This is a genomic window from Photorhabdus aballayi (genome assembly GCF_026153155.1).
In the GTDB taxonomy this organism is placed as follows: domain Bacteria; phylum Pseudomonadota; class Gammaproteobacteria; order Enterobacterales; family Enterobacteriaceae; genus Photorhabdus; species Photorhabdus luminescens.
On record NZ_JAPFCD010000013.1, the window covers coordinates 60028 to 75277 of the forward strand.

Annotated in this window: 14 protein-coding genes and 2 tRNA genes; 10 read left to right on the plus strand and 6 right to left on the minus strand. The window is 40.7% G+C overall.

Going from position 1 to position 15250, the window contains the following annotated elements:
- Positions 1–19: 19 nt before the first annotated feature.
- The 4 genes from OO184_RS09305 (at position 20) to OO184_RS09320 (ending at position 4731) form a co-directional block, all read left to right on the plus strand.
- A complete protein-coding gene (locus OO184_RS09305) occupies positions 20–2152 on the plus strand; it encodes an SGNH/GDSL hydrolase family protein (RefSeq protein WP_265378933.1) in 2133 nt (710 codons plus the stop codon).
- Between the two features lie 127 nt (positions 2153–2279).
- Positions 2280–3500, plus strand: coding sequence for an MFS transporter (locus OO184_RS09310; RefSeq protein ID WP_265378934.1), 1221 nt, complete (start codon positions 2280–2282; stop codon positions 3498–3500).
- Between the two features lie 85 nt (positions 3501–3585).
- Positions 3586–4326 carry an aspartate/glutamate racemase family protein gene (locus tag OO184_RS09315; protein WP_265378935.1) on the plus strand — a complete coding sequence of 247 codons (741 nt, stop codon included), beginning with the start codon at positions 3586–3588 and terminating at the stop codon, positions 4324–4326.
- A gap of 138 nt (positions 4327–4464) precedes the next feature.
- On the plus strand, positions 4465–4731 hold the full coding sequence (locus tag OO184_RS09320) for a DUF1435 family protein (protein ID WP_265378936.1): 267 nt from the start codon (positions 4465–4467) through the stop codon (positions 4729–4731).
- 67 nt (positions 4732–4798) lie between these two features.
- Here OO184_RS09320 and OO184_RS09325 read toward each other — a convergent pair.
- The 3 genes from OO184_RS09325 to rsmC all read right to left on the minus strand — a co-directional run bounded on the left by OO184_RS09325 (position 4799) and on the right by rsmC (position 6351).
- Positions 4799–4885: transfer RNA gene (locus OO184_RS09325), tRNA-Leu, on the minus strand.
- A gap of 69 nt (positions 4886–4954) precedes the next feature.
- A tRNA-Leu gene (locus OO184_RS09330) sits at positions 4955–5041 on the minus strand.
- 293 nt (positions 5042–5334) lie between these two features.
- Positions 5335–6351 carry a 16S rRNA (guanine(1207)-N(2))-methyltransferase RsmC gene (gene rsmC, locus OO184_RS09335; RefSeq protein ID WP_265378937.1) on the minus strand — a complete coding sequence of 339 codons (1017 nt, stop codon included), beginning with the start codon at positions 6349–6351 and terminating at the stop codon, positions 5335–5337.
- A 128-nt stretch (positions 6352–6479) separates the two neighbouring features.
- On the opposite strand from rsmC, the gene OO184_RS09340 reads away from it, so the two are divergent.
- The 6 genes from OO184_RS09340 (at position 6480) to OO184_RS09365 (ending at position 11794) form a co-directional block, all read left to right on the plus strand.
- Positions 6480–6893, plus strand: coding sequence for a DNA polymerase III subunit psi (locus tag OO184_RS09340; protein ID WP_265378938.1), 414 nt, complete (start codon positions 6480–6482; stop codon positions 6891–6893).
- The gene (rimI, locus tag OO184_RS09345; RefSeq protein WP_265378939.1) at positions 6862–7308 is read left to right on the plus strand and encodes a ribosomal protein S18-alanine N-acetyltransferase; all 447 of its coding nucleotides are present in this window, start codon (positions 6862–6864) and stop codon (positions 7306–7308) included. Before OO184_RS09340 ends, rimI begins: the two co-directional genes overlap by 32 nt.
- 156 nt (positions 7309–7464) lie before the next feature.
- Entirely contained in the window at positions 7465–9054 is a 1590-nt protein-coding gene (gene prfC / locus OO184_RS09350) for a peptide chain release factor 3 (RefSeq protein ID WP_265378940.1), read from the plus strand.
- Positions 9055–9376: 322 nt separating this feature from the next.
- A complete protein-coding gene (locus OO184_RS09355) occupies positions 9377–9754 on the plus strand; it encodes a BON domain-containing protein (RefSeq protein WP_088373612.1) in 378 nt (125 codons plus the stop codon).
- A gap of 196 nt (positions 9755–9950) precedes the next feature.
- Positions 9951–11006 (plus strand): patatin-like phospholipase family protein, encoded by a 1056-nt coding sequence (locus OO184_RS09360; protein WP_265378941.1) that lies wholly within the window; start codon positions 9951–9953, stop codon positions 11004–11006.
- A 14-nt stretch (positions 11007–11020) separates the two neighbouring features.
- Complete coding sequence (locus OO184_RS09365; protein WP_265378942.1) at positions 11021–11794, plus strand: TatD family hydrolase; 774 nt, start codon at positions 11021–11023, stop codon at positions 11792–11794.
- A gap of 356 nt (positions 11795–12150) precedes the next feature.
- Here the strand turns inward: OO184_RS09365 and OO184_RS09370 are convergent, their stop codons facing one another.
- The 3 genes from OO184_RS09370 to OO184_RS09380 form a co-directional block, all read right to left on the minus strand.
- Positions 12151–12897, minus strand: coding sequence for an SDR family oxidoreductase (locus tag OO184_RS09370; protein WP_049582867.1), 747 nt, complete (start codon positions 12895–12897; stop codon positions 12151–12153).
- A gap of 68 nt (positions 12898–12965) precedes the next feature.
- Positions 12966–13418: a cupin domain-containing protein gene (locus OO184_RS09375; RefSeq protein ID WP_265378943.1), complete on the minus strand. Its 453-nt coding sequence runs from the start codon at positions 13416–13418 to the stop codon at positions 12966–12968.
- Between the two features lie 72 nt (positions 13419–13490).
- On the minus strand, positions 13491–15215 hold the full coding sequence (locus OO184_RS09380) for an FAD-dependent oxidoreductase (RefSeq protein WP_265378944.1): 1725 nt from the start codon (positions 15213–15215) through the stop codon (positions 13491–13493).
- Between the last annotated feature and the right edge of the window lie 35 nt (positions 15216–15250).

A 15250-nucleotide genomic window follows, 5' to 3' on the forward strand; every position in this document is an offset into this window, starting at 1 on the left:
ACGTTTTTAGGAAAATAATATGAATCAATCTAACGTCAATACCGAAAAATTAGTGGAGTTTCTTTCTGATAATCAAGAAAATGCCTTGGAAGTTATGCGGTTGGCTCAAATCTATTTGATGAGTGAAGATCAAAACAGTAATGATACGACATTTTACAATAATATCCCTTCATGCAATGAGAATGTTGATGGATATACTGCTATCGGTACATGGCATCCAACGAAAATTGATGATGAGATGGTTTTTGTAAGACGCGATCAATCTGATTCCATTTTTTGGGAGAGTTCACAGCAGCAACTGACGGCGAGTAAAACAAAAGGTGTGAAAAGGGTATGTTTTATCGGTGAGTCTGCGGCGCTTGGCATGTTTTTCTCACCTTATATTACACCGGCTAAAACATTATCTCATTTGCTTAACCAATATTGTGATATTGAATGGGAAGTTATCGATCTGGCAAGAAGTTGTATTAATGCAGGTGGTTTATTAGAGATTTGCAAGGCGAGTTTACAATTACAACCGGACTATGTGGTTATTCTTGCGGGTAACAACTGGTTTTCAGATGTGTTATTTGAGCATAATGCACCTTTAGAAAGACGAAGAGATTATGCTAATGTACTTGCAAACTTAGGCCCTAATGGAATTGCGGTTGAATATAAGGAAAAATTAGAAAAGAATGCAGAAATATTGATAAATAGAATAGATGCAATATCTAAAGAAAGTCATGCTGAGTTTATTTTTGTTTTACCCGCATCAAATTACGCAGATTGGGAGCGTACAACGCCGCTCCATTGGTTAGGTAATGGCAAAACTGCCGAGTGGTATGAATTATACCGAAATGCATCACAAGCAATGATGAGTGGGCAGTATGTTGAGGCTTTGGAATTGGGCCTCAGCATGGTCGAGATTGATGGTGGTATCGCAGCCACTTCTAACCGTATTGTGGCTAATAGTTTGATTGCATTAAATCGTGCTGAAGAAGCTAAATCGTATCTGGATGCAGAATGCAGCTATGCATTGATGCATGATCTTGTAACATCATTCCCTAGTACTCCCTCATTTGTTAAAGAGCGTATTACCCAACAAGATATTGATATTAAAGTTATCGATCTGGAATATTACTTCTCTAAATATCTAGGTTCGAATGTGATAGGTGGCTCACTTTTTGTCGATTACTGTCATATGACACCAGAAGGCTTTAAAGTTGCGATGTCTTCTATAGCAGAATGGTTAATTTTTCATAAAAAAGATAAGCCAGATGTAAATTGGGAGGTAATGGCAAAGAAGAGCATTGAATTAGACGTATCTTCATATAATTTAGCTGTTTCTTATTTTTACATTGCTTTATATAACAGTCATATAAATCGACCTATTGATGAAGTCGCAGAAAGAGAGCGAATAGTTAAGTTATTTGGCAAAGCTGTTCAGTACTCAGAAGAAATATTGGATGTTATGGAGCTTTATGTTAAAGCCAGAAGTTGTGAAAAGGGGGCTGGATTTGGCCTGAGTCGAGCGGGGCAAAAGCTACTTGAACTTGTCAATTCTCCACTCGATTTTCCAGTGGCTCAATCGTCACCAGGTGCGGATGAACAAACTATTGACGCAATTTGTGAAATATTCGATAAGTACGGCCGTAATGGCAAGGAGTTGAAAGAATCTTATCAAAAGAGTTATATCGACCAACTTAAACATGGTGTAGATTTGACAGAACCTCAATATATTGAACGAGTTGGCTCAGTTATTAGAATATCTAAAGATCCTGAGATAAATACTCGAAGAAGCATTCCATACTTTAAATCATGGTGGCCGACATCATCATTTACTCTGATTACCAGCGGTAATCATGATCTGAATATAGAGATGACGAGTAGAGTTAAGAAGCATATCGAAGAAAGTAAAGTTAGTATTTCAATTAATGGTGAGTTGATTAAAGAAGTAGAGATATCATCGGAATGGTCCCATCATAAGCTAATCATTCCTGGTTCTCTCACTAAACCGGGATTCAACAAAGTCACCTTGGAATGGCCTAAATTGGCACAGGATGAAGAAAAGGAAGTGTTAAATATATCATCCCGATATAATAAAGGTTTAAAGACTGAAATATTTCCAATTTTTGGAGAGTTATTCTCATTGAAGGTATCTTGCGCAGAATAACTTGGTTTTATAATGTCATGTATGAGCTGCCATCCATTCAGTAAATCTGATTTATAGACGTTGTTTAATGGCAGCTTTTTGTGTTTATATTACATAGGATTCATAATGTTCAGAGGTTAATTGATTTATGCCGCCGTTAATATTAAGGTTATTACCAATAATACTTATCATTGGAATGGTTCCATCATTTATAGAAGTTGACGTCACGTTGCCAGCATTCCCCCAAATGCTAGAATTTTTTTCTTCGACTGAGTCGGCAGTGCAATTTACTCTAATAATCAATTTCTTAGGGTTGTGTCTATTCACGCCTATTTTCGGTCCACTTTCAGAATCATATGGGCGAAGAAAAATAATTTTAATCGGAGCTGCTCTATTCTTTATTGGTAGCGTAGGTTGTTCAACTGTAGTTGATCTTAATCAGTTGTATTTATTTAGGTTTATCCAAGGGGCTGGGTGCAGTGCTATTTGGGTTGTCGGGTTTATCATTTGTTCGGATACTTATAAAGATGAGGAGTCAGTACAAGTTTTTGGAATTCTCAACGCAGCCATATCAATGGCCCTCATTATCGCCCCTATTGCTGGCTCTCTTATTGTTGCACATTATAATTGGAGATTTACCTACCACTTAGTGGCTTTATTAAGTTTTCTTTCTCTTATGGCTGTGTTCATCATTCCTGAAACAAATCGTAATACGGTAAAGTTGAGTGTAAATAAGGTCGCTAAAAGTTATTTTCAACTTATATTCAATACGCGTTTCTTAATATATGCATTTACACCTGGGTTATTAGTATCTGCATGTATTGCATATGTATCTGTTGTTCCCTTTTTATATATAGATAAAATGGGAATGAGTTATTACACATTTGCAGTACATCAAGCAGTATTAGGAATATGTTTGGCAGTGGCTGGATTTTATTCAGGTGCTTTGAATAGAAAGATTGGCTCAGCTAATTGTATCTATTTGAGTATTATAATTTGCTTGATAGGTTGTAGTTCATTAATGATATTCAGTAATATTTATCCCGAATCTGCAATACCTTTTACATTGTCGATGGCCGTTATTTGTATAGGTTCTGCTTTTCAATATAGTATGGTGTTCTCTCGTTCTTTGGCGTTGTACCCTGAGTTAGTTGGTTCAGCATCATCCCTATTAACTTTTTTTAGACTTATTTTTTTCAGTTTCAGTGTTCTTATTTCAGGATGGGCATTTACCGGGAAACTATTTAATTCAGCAATTATAGTGTCATCAATAATTGCTATGGGATTGTTATTTTCATTGTTTGTTTTAATTGATTTGCGAAACAATGCAGTTAATAGGAATGTTAATGATGGGTCACGTGTTAGCTGATTAAAAAAGTACTTGTTCGGAGTAGTGAAATTATCTTACTAATAACATTAGGCATTTGTTGATGTCTATTTTTCTGAGGTTATTTATGAGAATTAAAGTTATCATTCCACTGTTGACGTCAAAATATAATTCTGCGGTACAAGAAGAAATTTATCCCTATATTGCACCGGATGTATCAATTACTGTTGTTAATTTAGAGTCTGGCTCGCCTTCTATTGAGTCACGTTATGACGAGATATATTCAACGCCTGAGATTGTTAGCAAAATTGTTGAGTCCGAAGAGGAAGGATATGATGGCGTTTTCGTGAGCTGTGTCAGTGATCCAGCCATTTCGGTTGCGAGAGAGATGGTTGATATCCCTATCGTTGGAGGGTTCGAGCCTGCCGCTCTCAGTGCTGGAATGATCTCGAAGCGTTGGGGAATGATTACAATTTCTCAATCTTGCGCACGTTTGGTTAGAGATCTTGCGACATTAGCGGGTATTCATCAGCAATTGGCTTCTATTCGCAGTATTGATCAACCTATTAATGAGTTGCATGAAACACCGGGACAGCTAGAAAATGCTCTCCTTACTCAAGTTAAGAATATGATCAAAGAAGAGCGGGTAACTGCCATAGTATTAGGTTGTACCGGCATGATGGGGATGGCAAAGTACTTATCCAAAGAAATGAAGGCTGTAGGAATGCCGATTCAAGTCATTGATCCTACGGCAGTTGCATTGGGTTATCTACAGATGATGATAAGAGCTGGTCTTACCCACAGTCGTTTGGAATATCCAAAGTTGGATTTAAGAGAAAGGGGGATTAGTTGCATTAAGCGGCTTTAGTTCGTAATTCTGTGTAATTGCCATCCCATTATTAAGATATTGATTTGATCTGCCAGATTAGCAATTGCAACTGGCTTGTACTTCACACTTTTTTGTATATGATATTGGTAATCATTATCATTTGTCTGGGTGCAAGTTATGGTCAGAATTAAAGACAGAGAGAGATCGCTTTTCTGGCAGGGTATGACCAGTTTGTGGGGAATCGGTTTATCTAGCCTGGCTGGCATGCTATTCGTCATCGTTAATCCCGGTATTGAGCAGTTCAAAATTGGAGTGGTATTAGCGATGTTGCTGACGCTATTTATGTTGCTAAACCAGAAGTCGCGCCATTTTTTGTTGATACCGTCAGGGTTTGCTGTGTTGTGTGCTTTATTGGCTGGCATGCACCAGTTTGGCTGTTTTTGACGTTTTATCGAAGGAAAAATGGATGAGAAGCGCGATGTAGAAAATGAAATGTAGAAAATGAACAGATTGGTGCGAAAGGAGGGACTTGAACCCTCACGTCCGTAAGGACACTAACACCTGAAGCTAGCGCGTCTACCAATTCCGCCACCCTCGCAGGTACTGTCATTTTACTTTTTATTGCCTAATTTAATATTGGCCGAATTCAATCAGCGGCTGTCTGATTTGGTGCGAAGGGGGGGACTTGAACCCCCACGTCCGTAAGAACACTAACACCTGAAGCTAGCGCGTCTACCAATTCCGCCACCCTCGCAAATTCAGACACTGCCAATCTGTTGGATTGACAGCATGGGGGCGAATTCTAGTGGTTTTTTAGCAGGCGTCAATCATTATTTATTATAGCGTTGCATAATTGCCGTAAAAATCATCATCCTTCTATTATTTTGAACCTGTCCTTGAACCAAGGACAGGTATATACCCGTTATCTTTCAAGTTGCTTCTTTGTTGGCTGCACTCGCTCACCCCGGTCGCATCGTTCGCTATGTTCCCGGGGATTCGCTCCCTTACCGTCGCGATGCATCTTGAAACCCATAGGGTATAAGTCAATTAGAATTTTTTTGTCGCCTGATAAACCTTGAATTTCCCTGTCTGAGCAATGACTTCATGAGAGCCAAACGTTTTATCCAGTAAATCGGGATAAGGCAGGAAGGCATTGGCGACAATCCGCAATTTTCCTCCGGGTTTGAGGTGGTTGGGAGCCTGGCGGATCAGATCATCGGCGGCCAATAAACTGGTTTTTAATCCTTCATGGAAAGGAGGGTTAGAGATAATCCAGTTGAATTTATCTTCAATATTGGAATAAACGTTACTGACAACCACATGACCTTCCAGTTTATTGGCTTTTAAGGTTGCTTTACTGGAGGCAATAGCTGCGGCATTAACATCACTGAGCGTCAGTGCTAACTCAGGATTTTTCTTACCCAATACCGCTGCCAGAACACCTGCACCACAGGCGATATCCAGTAAATTGCCAGAGAGAGGTTTGTCAAAAGTAGAAAGCAATAAACGACTGCCAACATCCAGCTCATCCTGACTAAATACACCCGGTAACGTATTCACTATGACGTTTTCTACCTGATAACTGTTCCACCAGTTATCCTGTTCGAACTGCACTTCATGTTCTAACTGGCCGTAGAACAGGCTGCAACGACGGGCGCTGTCGATTTTTCGAAACGTTGCCATGCCTTCCATCAATTTGTCTACACTACGTACTCCGCTACGGTTTTCTCCGACAATGAAAATATTGATGCCTTTTGGCAAAACAGAGAACAGGCTGCGTAATTGAAAGCGAGCTTCTTGCTTACTTTTAGGCCAGTAGTAGATCAGGGTGTCACAACCCTGGGTAAATGCTTTTTCGGCTACCAGGCCAAACCAGGCATGATCACCTAAAGTACGGATCAGTGATTGCCAGTGATGATATTGGTTAGTGTGCACTCGCACACTGGCAGCATCAATTTGGGTTGCCAGTGTATCCTGAATATCACCGGCGAAGAGCAGGTGATGAGAGCTAAATTGCTCACGGTGACGCAAAATAACTTCACTGGCGGGGGTTAACGCAGACATTTGTCTATAAGCTCCTTCATGTTCTGTGTCCAAGTATCAGGGAACGATAAATCTAACACCCAATATTGGCGCAGATCATGGCCTCTGATAACATGTTGCCGATTATTTCTTACAGCAGGTGAATAGATATGGTAACCCGGCGCGACAGGTTATTAGCTCAATTGGGGATTACCCAATGGACTTTACGTAACCCGGCGGTTTTGCAAGGTGAATTAGCTGTTCATTTACCTGATACCACCCGTCTGCTGATTATTACCAACGACCACATTGATTTAACCCATTCATTATTAGTAGATATTCTCACTGCTATGGGTCTGGATAAATCCTCTGTTTACTGCATTACAGCAAATAATGTTGCAATGTTACCGGAACAGGTTAAGTGCCCATGTTGGCTGTTGGGAGTGAATATTACACTATCATGGCCGGGAATTTCTTTGAGAAGCCCGGCATTAAATGATTTATATTTTGATGGACAGGCAAAACGTTCTCTCTGGCGACAGATTTCTCAACATGAACAACATTTCTCTATTAGTACCCGCTGATCTCCCGTCCGCTTTTTTGGTGGAAAAAGCCAGTCATGCGTTCCCGTGGAGTGAAAAAACATTTTTCAGCAATCAGGGTGAGCGGTATTTGAATTATAAGCTTGCGATTAAGGAACAACTTATTGGTTTTGCGATAACCCAAGTGATATTAGATGAAGCAACCTTGTTTAATATTGCTGTTCATCCTGACTATCAAGGTAAAGGTTATGGTAAAGCATTATTAGAATATTTAATCTCAATTCTGCCGGGTAAAGGGGTGAATACCTTATGGTTAGAAGTCAGGCAATCGAATCATTCCGCTATTAGATTGTATGAACAATCAGGGTTTAACCAAGTCTCTGTCCGTAAGCGTTACTATCCTACTGCGACAGGTAAAGAAGATGCCATCATCATGGCGTTGCCGTTGTTTGCCTAATAAGTGCTATAAAATTGATTGATTGTTTATAACACCAATTTCAGCGAAAATGAGCGCCAATTTTTCATTCACCCACGGGTTTGGCAACGGTTTTCCTTGCGGGGAAACGTCTGATGTTGAATACAAGCCCGTATAGAAAGCAGAAGATTGTTATTGATGTCAAATTCCCCTTTTCAGCAGGAAGTCGCTAAACGGCGAACTTTTGCTATCATTTCTCACCCTGACGCAGGGAAAACGACAATTACTGAAAAAGTGTTGCTGTTTGGACAGGCGATTCAGAAAGCCGGTACGGTGAAAGGTCGTGGTTCAAACCAGCACGCGAAATCTGACTGGATGGAAATGGAGAAACAGCGTGGTATTTCCATTACCACTTCTGTGATGCAGTTTCCTTATCAAGATTGTCTGGTTAATCTGTTGGATACGCCAGGGCATGAAGATTTCTCCGAAGATACTTATCGTACATTGACGGCGGTTGACTGTTGCTTGATGGTCATTGATGCCGCTAAAGGGGTTGAGGATCGGACACGTAAATTGATGGAAGTGACCCGTCTGCGCGATACTCCGATTCTAACGTTCATGAACAAGCTTGACCGCGATATCCGTGATCCAATGGAACTGATGGATGAAGTGGAAAATGAGTTGAATATCGCTTGTTGTCCGATTACCTGGCCGATTGGGTGCGGTAAGTCTTTTAAAGGGGTTTATCATCTCTATCTTGATGAAACTTACCTGTATCAGACCGGAAAAGGGCATACGATTCAGGAAGTCCGCGCAATTAAGGGGCTGGATAATCCTGAACTGGATGCCGCGATTGGTGAAGATTTGGCTGAACAATTGCGTCAGGAACTGGAACTGGTGCAGGGGGCTTCCCATGAGTTTGATCATCAGGCATTTTTGCAAGGTGAACTGACACCGGTATTTTTCGGTACTGCGTTAGGTAACTTCGGCGTTAATCACATGCTGGATGGTTTAGTGAAATGGGCGCCTGCGCCAATGCCGCGTCAGACAGATGTTCGCCAAGTTTCCGCTCAGGAAGATAAATTTACCGGGTTTATCTTTAAGATCCAGGCCAATATGGACCCTAAACACCGTGACCGCGTGGCTTTCTTGCGTGTTGTATCCGGTAAATATGAAAAAGGCATGAAGCTGCATCAGGTCAGAATTAAGAAAGATGTGGTGATTGCTGATGCGCTGACATTTATGGCGGGCGATCGCTCTCATGTGGATCATGCCTATCCGGGAGATATTATCGGTTTGCATAACCACGGGACAATTCAGATTGGTGATACCTTTACTCAAGGGGAAGATCTGAAATTTACCGGTATTCCTAACTTTGCTCCAGAATTATTCCGTCGTATTCGCTTGCGTGATCCTCTGAAACAGAAGCAACTCCTGAAAGGATTGGTCCAATTATCTGAGGAAGGCGCTGTACAGGTATTCCGTCCACTGACAAATAACGATTTGATTGTGGGAGCCGTTGGTATTCTCCAGTTTGATGTAGTTGTTGCCCGTTTAAAAAGCGAATACAACGTTGAAGCTTTATATGAACCGGTAAATGTCTCAACGGCGCGTTGGGTTGAGTGTCATGACGCGAAGAAGCTGGAAGAGTTTAAACGTAAGAATGAGCAAAATCTGGCGCTCGATGGTGGTGACAACCTGACCTATATTGCTCCAACGATGGTTAACCTAAATCTGACAGGTGAGCGTTATCCTGACGTCAATTTCCGTAAAACGCGGGAACATTAATATTTTTAAGGCTAACAATGAGTTAGCCTTTTTCTTTACAAAAATATATGTAACACAAGAATAATTTATAATTTAGTCGGCAAGATCCGACTTACTTTTATAGCGCTTTGCTTTATTTTCCTGTTATTATTTCCCTGGTCTTTACTGTATTGCTGTTTTTATTTTCTGATTTTATTGGAAGGAATAACCTATTTTCTAATGCTAACGAGGATTGTGATTCTGTTTAGATGACTTAGGTTATGTTATGCAAAGAGATGTGTAAAGACAGCTTGAATGGCTTTATAGATTCAGAAATCTAACCGACAATTAAGGAAGGTATAGAATGAAGAATGTTAAATTGGCTCACTTGTTGGTGGCTATTGCCTTGGGGACCACTTTAGTTAGCAATAGCGTACTGGCGGAGGAGTCTTTTAAAAATAAAGCGACACAAGCACTCGACAGTGCTGGTCAGAAAATCGATGATTCAATGAAAAACATCGATGGTTATATGGGTGACAGTGCTACCACAGCGAAGATTAAAAGTGAGTTGTTGGCGGCAAAAGGGATCAACAGTAGTGATATCTCAGTAAAAACAGAGGGGAGAGTCGTTTATATTTCTGGTTTTGTGAAAAGCGAGAAACAATCCAGAGAAATTATAGAGATTATCTCTAAAGTGAAAGGGGTCAAGTCGATTCAAAATGGTCTGACCATAAAAAAATAATATATTTTGTTAATTGAGTGGTTGTTTTCCATTCAAATAATTTTATGTTGTACTAATCGAATAGCACTAATCGGATATGCGCCCTCACCAGGGGTATTTTTGTCAAAATATTGACTATGTAGCACCATAATATAATGACGGATAATAACTTTCCAAGTTATGCTCTCTATCCGTCATTTATTTTCTTGGGGGCTGTGTGGGGAAACGTATACCGATAACGTTGGGAAATATTGATCTATTATCCTATAAATATAAGTCATCTATTAAATCTGGAAAGGTTGCGCTTGTTTGTGAAGGTGGAGGGCAACGCGGCATTTTTACCGCAGGTGTGCTGGATGAATTTATGCGTGTTGAATTCAACCCATTTGATCTACTGCTTGGTACTTCGGCAGGCGCTCAGAACCTTTCAGCTTATATTTGTGGGCAGCGTGGATATGCCCGGCGTGCTATCAGTCGCTATACAACCAATCCAGCTTTCTTTAACCCTTTGCGTTTTGTACGTGGTGGTCATTTAGTTGATTTAGATTGGTTTGTGCAGACCGCTTTTCAGGATCTGCCATTGGATATCCCGACAGCTTTACGTAAATTTGCAGCAGGATGTGAATTTTATACGTGTGCATGTCGTTCAGATAATTTTGAACCTACCTATTTCCAGCCTGATGAGAATAACTGGCTGGAAGTGATTAAGGCATCAAGCGCCATTCCTGGGTTTTATCGCAATGGCGTGACGATCAATGATGTTGTTTATTATGACGGCGGCATCAGTGATGCTATTCCAGTAGAAGAGGCGTATCGGCGTGGTGCTGATACCATAGTGGTAATCCGCACAGTCCCTTCACAGCTCTATTACACACCTGATTGGGTGCAACGAATGGAACGTTGGTTGGGAGATAGTGGTTTGCAAAAGATGGTACGGATGCTACAACAACATGCGAAAAGCTACCACCGCATCCAGAAATTTATTGAAAATCCACCTGATGATGTACAGATTTTTGAGATCTACCCGCCAGCTCCCTTAACTAGCAGTGCATTAGGTAGCCGTTTGCCGGCACTGAATAGGGATTATTACCTTGGGCGTCGTTGTGGGCGTTATTTCCTGGAGACAGTTGGTCACTTATTTATTGGTAATAAGTTTACCCTTACTCAGGATAACAACGACCATTTAAGCGGTAGCACTTTGTGCCAGAACGAAGAAAACAGGACATTGGTTGCGTTACCGACCGCCTTAGCCGCATCGTCAGAACAAGATTAATAACGGATAGTTTCATGTTTATTGATACCCATTGCCATTTTGATTTCCCGCCGTTTCGTGGTGATGAACCGCAGAGCCTGCAACGAGCGGCACAGGTTGGTGTGGATAAAATTATTGTTCCTGCTATCAGTAGGGCAAATTTGCAGCGGGTATCTGAATTGGCTCATTCTTATCCAGCGATTTATGCTGCGTTGGGTTTGCATCCTCTTTATATCGATCAACATCAGGAGGCGCATCTTGCGGATCTGGAACAATTTCTGCAACAGAAACATGAAAAGCTGGTGGCGGTTGGGGAGATTGGGTTCGATCTCTATATGGCTGAACCGCAGTTTGAAAAACAGAAAGCATTGTTATGTGCTCAATTGCGGTTAGCAAAACAGTATGAATTACCGGTTATCCTTCATTCCCGAAAAAGCCATGATCAACTGGCCGCGATCCTCAGAAGAATCAACCTTCCCTGTACCGGTGTAGTACACGGATTTGCGGGTAGCTTATCGCAGGCAGAGGCTTTTATCAGTTTGGGATATTACATTGGGATAGGGGGAACCATTACTTATGAAAGAGCACAGAAAACACGTCGCGTAATGGCGGAGCTGCCGTTAACGTCCCTTGTGTTGGAAACCGATGCCCCGGATATGCCGCTTTTCGGCTTTCAGGGAGAGCCTAATCGGCCGGAAAAAATTGCCGGAGTTTTTGCTTCGTTATGTGAGCTTCGTTGCGAATCTCCTGATGAAATTGCTAACCAACTTTATCATAACAGTATTGAATTGTTTCGATTGGTTATATGATTTATAGAGTGATTTTAACCATCGTTAGCAAAGGTGTGGTTAACTGAAATTGGATAAAATGATGGCGGATTAACACTCAAGGCGTCGAAGCTATGATATATACCTATGGATTTCAAGATGCATCGCGACGGCAAGGGAGTGAATCCCCTGGAGCATGTGACCGGGGTGAGCGAGTGCAGCCAACAAAGAGGCGACTTGAAAGATAACGGGTATATGCAATTAAAAAAACGGTACCCCAACCGTGAGTTTAGTTGCTCAACGTTTGAGGCGCCGTCCATTTTCCAAATAATCTTGAGAAATTTTATTCGTGGATTGCATAAACCAACGGTACAGTTATTCGTAAAATCTGCTTTTACTTAAATATTAACCATACCGCCATCGATAATAATGTCAGTTCCCAACAAAAATTTAGACTCATCTGAAGCGAGGAAAACGGCCACATCTGCGACATCCGCCGGGGTTCCTAGATGTCCGGCTGGAATCATAGCGCTCACTTCCTGATATACACGTTGAGTATTGTTTATCCCTAGTTTGTCGAATGCCGGAGTCATTATTGGGCCGGGGCTAATACTATTAACTCGAATCTGACGATCTACGAACTCCGCAGCTAAAGCACGTCCCATAGCTAATAAAGCCCCCTTGCTTGCTGAATAAGTCGCACTTGTTCCACTTTTACCGATATGACCACTGACTGAGCCGGACAGAATGATGGAAGATGGTCTCGCAAGAAGAGGGAGCATGGATTGTAAGAGGAAAAACGGCCCTTTTAAATTAATCGACATGAGGCGATCAAAACCCTCTTCACTTTCTTCTTCTAATTTATGACTCGTCACAATTCCGGCATTAAGAAAAAGCGCATCAATCTGCGGCCAGCGCTCTTTAATTGTATCCCTTAAGATTACTTGTGATGCCAAAGACCCTGCGTCACTGGGTATAACCCAAACATCTTTGCCAAAGAATCTCTGGGCAAAATCTAATGTCTCTGGATTGTTTCCAGTAATTGCAACATTAGCTCCTTCAGCATGGAATTTTTTTGCCGTTTCGAAACCAATACCGGTTGTTCCTCCGGTAATTAAGGTATATTTCCCCGATAGTCTAAACATGATTGTTTCATTCCTCTTAAAAAATGCCTACTGGGATAGGCTTTTAATTGATGTATATCCTGCTAAATTCAAAGTTCTTCACGAACTGCAAGCCCCAAGTTTTGCAACATGGGTGCATTCTCACATGCAATATAGAGAGCCTCATCAGTGACACTGCTATTTATATGTTGATGCCATGCCCATACAGGCACATATATCGCGTCACCGGCTTTCCATGAAACATGTTGCTCGCCAATTAATGAATATCCCTCTCCATTCACGATATAGATGATCGTTTCATAGCTATGTCTGTGTTTACGCGTGGATTCTCCAGGTTGTAATCCTCCTAATGTCATACTCAAAACTTTACTGGGTAAATTAACCATAGCCACTTTATGACGTCTTTCATTTGAGAAATTCAAATCTTGGCTAATTTCAGAATTTAATACATTTTCATGAATTAATTGCTTTGGTTTATCTTCAATTAATTCATCAGGAACTTTATTAAAATCTCCAGAGGAGAAATGATTCATTTTCACCATAATTACCTCTAATATCGCCTCTTATTCCAAAATTTGCATTTTTTGCTATTTTGAGATAACGTTAAAAACACTTTATTTTAAAAGTAACTTAGCCATATCTTCTGCCAGGCGTTTATCATGCTCTCTATTATCCCGGCAATACCATGCGATATGTCCATCAGGTCTGACAAGAACACAGGCGTTTTCATCAAAATGACAGCGACCATAAAAATCACCATAAATGTCGTTAATTTCTTCGCCAGGACCAATAATATATGCATTTATTTTGCAAGCATGTTCTTGGTTATATTTTTCTACTGCCGAAATCCATTTCTTTCCCGCTATTCCGGTGAACAATGAAAATTTCCCATGACCAACTAAATTAATTGAAGATATAATTTTTCCCTTTTGGCTTAACCAAACATGTGGAATTCGTGCGCCAGGTGTAAATGTAGAGTGATACATGAAAAATAGATCGTCACTTTTTTCTTCTTCGTTAGAAACTCTTTCGCTCAAAATAGCCGCCGATCTATAACATTGGTTTAGCTCAGCTCCATGCCCATTAAGCTCATAGTTCTTTAATCTTAATGCCTTATAAAATCTACTCCTTCTCGTTATGCCAATATCCTCATCAGAGGAAAGAAATTCTGCGGTAGAGACTGTAGGTTTATCCAACCCTAATGAAAGACTCAGTTCTTGGCTTTCACTTATACTTTGCATTGCTCGGGCAACAACCGCTTTTCCTACTGGAACTCTCTCTTGACTATAAGTTTTTAACAATTCCTGTCCTGCATAATGTTTGAGAACATAGGCAAGTTTCCAACATAAATTATAAGAATCTTGAATTGAGGTATTAGATCCCAACCCATTATTGGGTGGATGCCGATGAACCGCATCGCCAACACAAAATATTCGTTGATTAGAATACTCCTCCGCATACATATTATTTACCGTCCAGGTCGATATTGACTTAATATCTATATCCACATCATAATCGCCGATAAGCTTTTTAAGAATATTGACCGCATCATTCTCGGTAATTATGGGCGGCGGTTGGGTGATGTCGTAATTCCATACTCCCAGCCATTCTTTCCACGGACGCACCATTCTTAATGCACCCAGGCCAATTCCACCAGAAATAGCTTCATTATTGAAAATGAGAAATAACGCGCCGGGCCGATGAGAAACTAAAGCAGATAGATCAGCATCAAAGAAAATATTTATACAGCCAGCAAGATTCAATTCGCCTTTCATCGGCAGTTGTGCATCGGAACAAACTTTACTTCTGGCGCCATCAGCCCCAATAAGATATTTAGTCCGTATTTGGTACTCCCGCTTTTCTAAGCGATCAAAAGCCGTTACCGTAATACCCTGTTTATCTTGTGTGGCTTGTATATATTCTGACGAAAATTTAACATGTGCTCCATTTTTAATAGCACGGCCAATCAATATCGGTTCAAGGTAAGTTTGCGGTATATCACAGATACTAAATGGACTCGCTATTTTATAATCACTTAAACGTTCTGGATGCGCTCCCCATGATTTTATTCTCGCAATCTCGTTTCCTGCCAACGTCTCGCAGAATATACTATTGCCCATTATCTCATTTAGTACTGAGCTTGCCATTAATTCATCACCAACACCAAACTCCGATAATATTTCTATTGTCCTCTGATTTGTTATATGTGCACGAGGTGTATTAGCCAACCACCGATGTTTAGTGATGACCATTGTATTAATCCCATAACTACTCAGAAACAAAGCTGCTGCGGAGCCAGAAGGGCCACTACCTACGATAAGAACATCTGTCTCAATCATAATATTGTGTTCCGTATTTAATTCATGTTAATACC

What these genes read in the sequence shown, in the direction of transcription:
- OO184_RS09305 (WP_265378933.1), top strand. Translation starts at nt 20, where the DNA reads ATGAATCAATCTAACGTCAATACCGAAAAATTAGTGGAGTTTCTTTCT.
- OO184_RS09310 (WP_265378934.1), top strand. Translation starts at nt 2,280, where the DNA reads ATGCCGCCGTTAATATTAAGGTTATTACCAATAATACTTATCATTGGA.
- OO184_RS09315 (WP_265378935.1), top strand. Translation starts at nt 3,586, where the DNA reads ATGAGAATTAAAGTTATCATTCCACTGTTGACGTCAAAATATAATTCT.
- OO184_RS09320 (WP_265378936.1), top strand. Translation starts at nt 4,465, where the DNA reads ATGGTCAGAATTAAAGACAGAGAGAGATCGCTTTTCTGGCAGGGTATG.
- rsmC (WP_265378937.1), bottom strand. Translation starts at nt 6,351, where the DNA reads ATGTCTGCGTTAACCCCCGCCAGTGAAGTTATTTTGCGTCACCGTGAG.
- OO184_RS09340 (WP_265378938.1), top strand. Translation starts at nt 6,480, where the DNA reads ATGGTAACCCGGCGCGACAGGTTATTAGCTCAATTGGGGATTACCCAA.
- rimI (WP_265378939.1), top strand. Translation starts at nt 6,862, where the DNA reads ATGAACAACATTTCTCTATTAGTACCCGCTGATCTCCCGTCCGCTTTT.
- prfC (WP_265378940.1), top strand. Translation starts at nt 7,465, where the DNA reads ATGTCAAATTCCCCTTTTCAGCAGGAAGTCGCTAAACGGCGAACTTTT.
- OO184_RS09355 (WP_088373612.1), top strand. Translation starts at nt 9,377, where the DNA reads ATGAAGAATGTTAAATTGGCTCACTTGTTGGTGGCTATTGCCTTGGGG.
- OO184_RS09365 (WP_265378942.1), top strand. Translation starts at nt 11,021, where the DNA reads ATGTTTATTGATACCCATTGCCATTTTGATTTCCCGCCGTTTCGTGGT.
- OO184_RS09370 (WP_049582867.1), bottom strand. Translation starts at nt 12,897, where the DNA reads ATGTTTAGACTATCGGGGAAATATACCTTAATTACCGGAGGAACAACC.
- OO184_RS09375 (WP_265378943.1), bottom strand. Translation starts at nt 13,418, where the DNA reads ATGGTGAAAATGAATCATTTCTCCTCTGGAGATTTTAATAAAGTTCCT.
- OO184_RS09380 (WP_265378944.1), bottom strand. Translation starts at nt 15,215, where the DNA reads ATGATTGAGACAGATGTTCTTATCGTAGGTAGTGGCCCTTCTGGCTCC.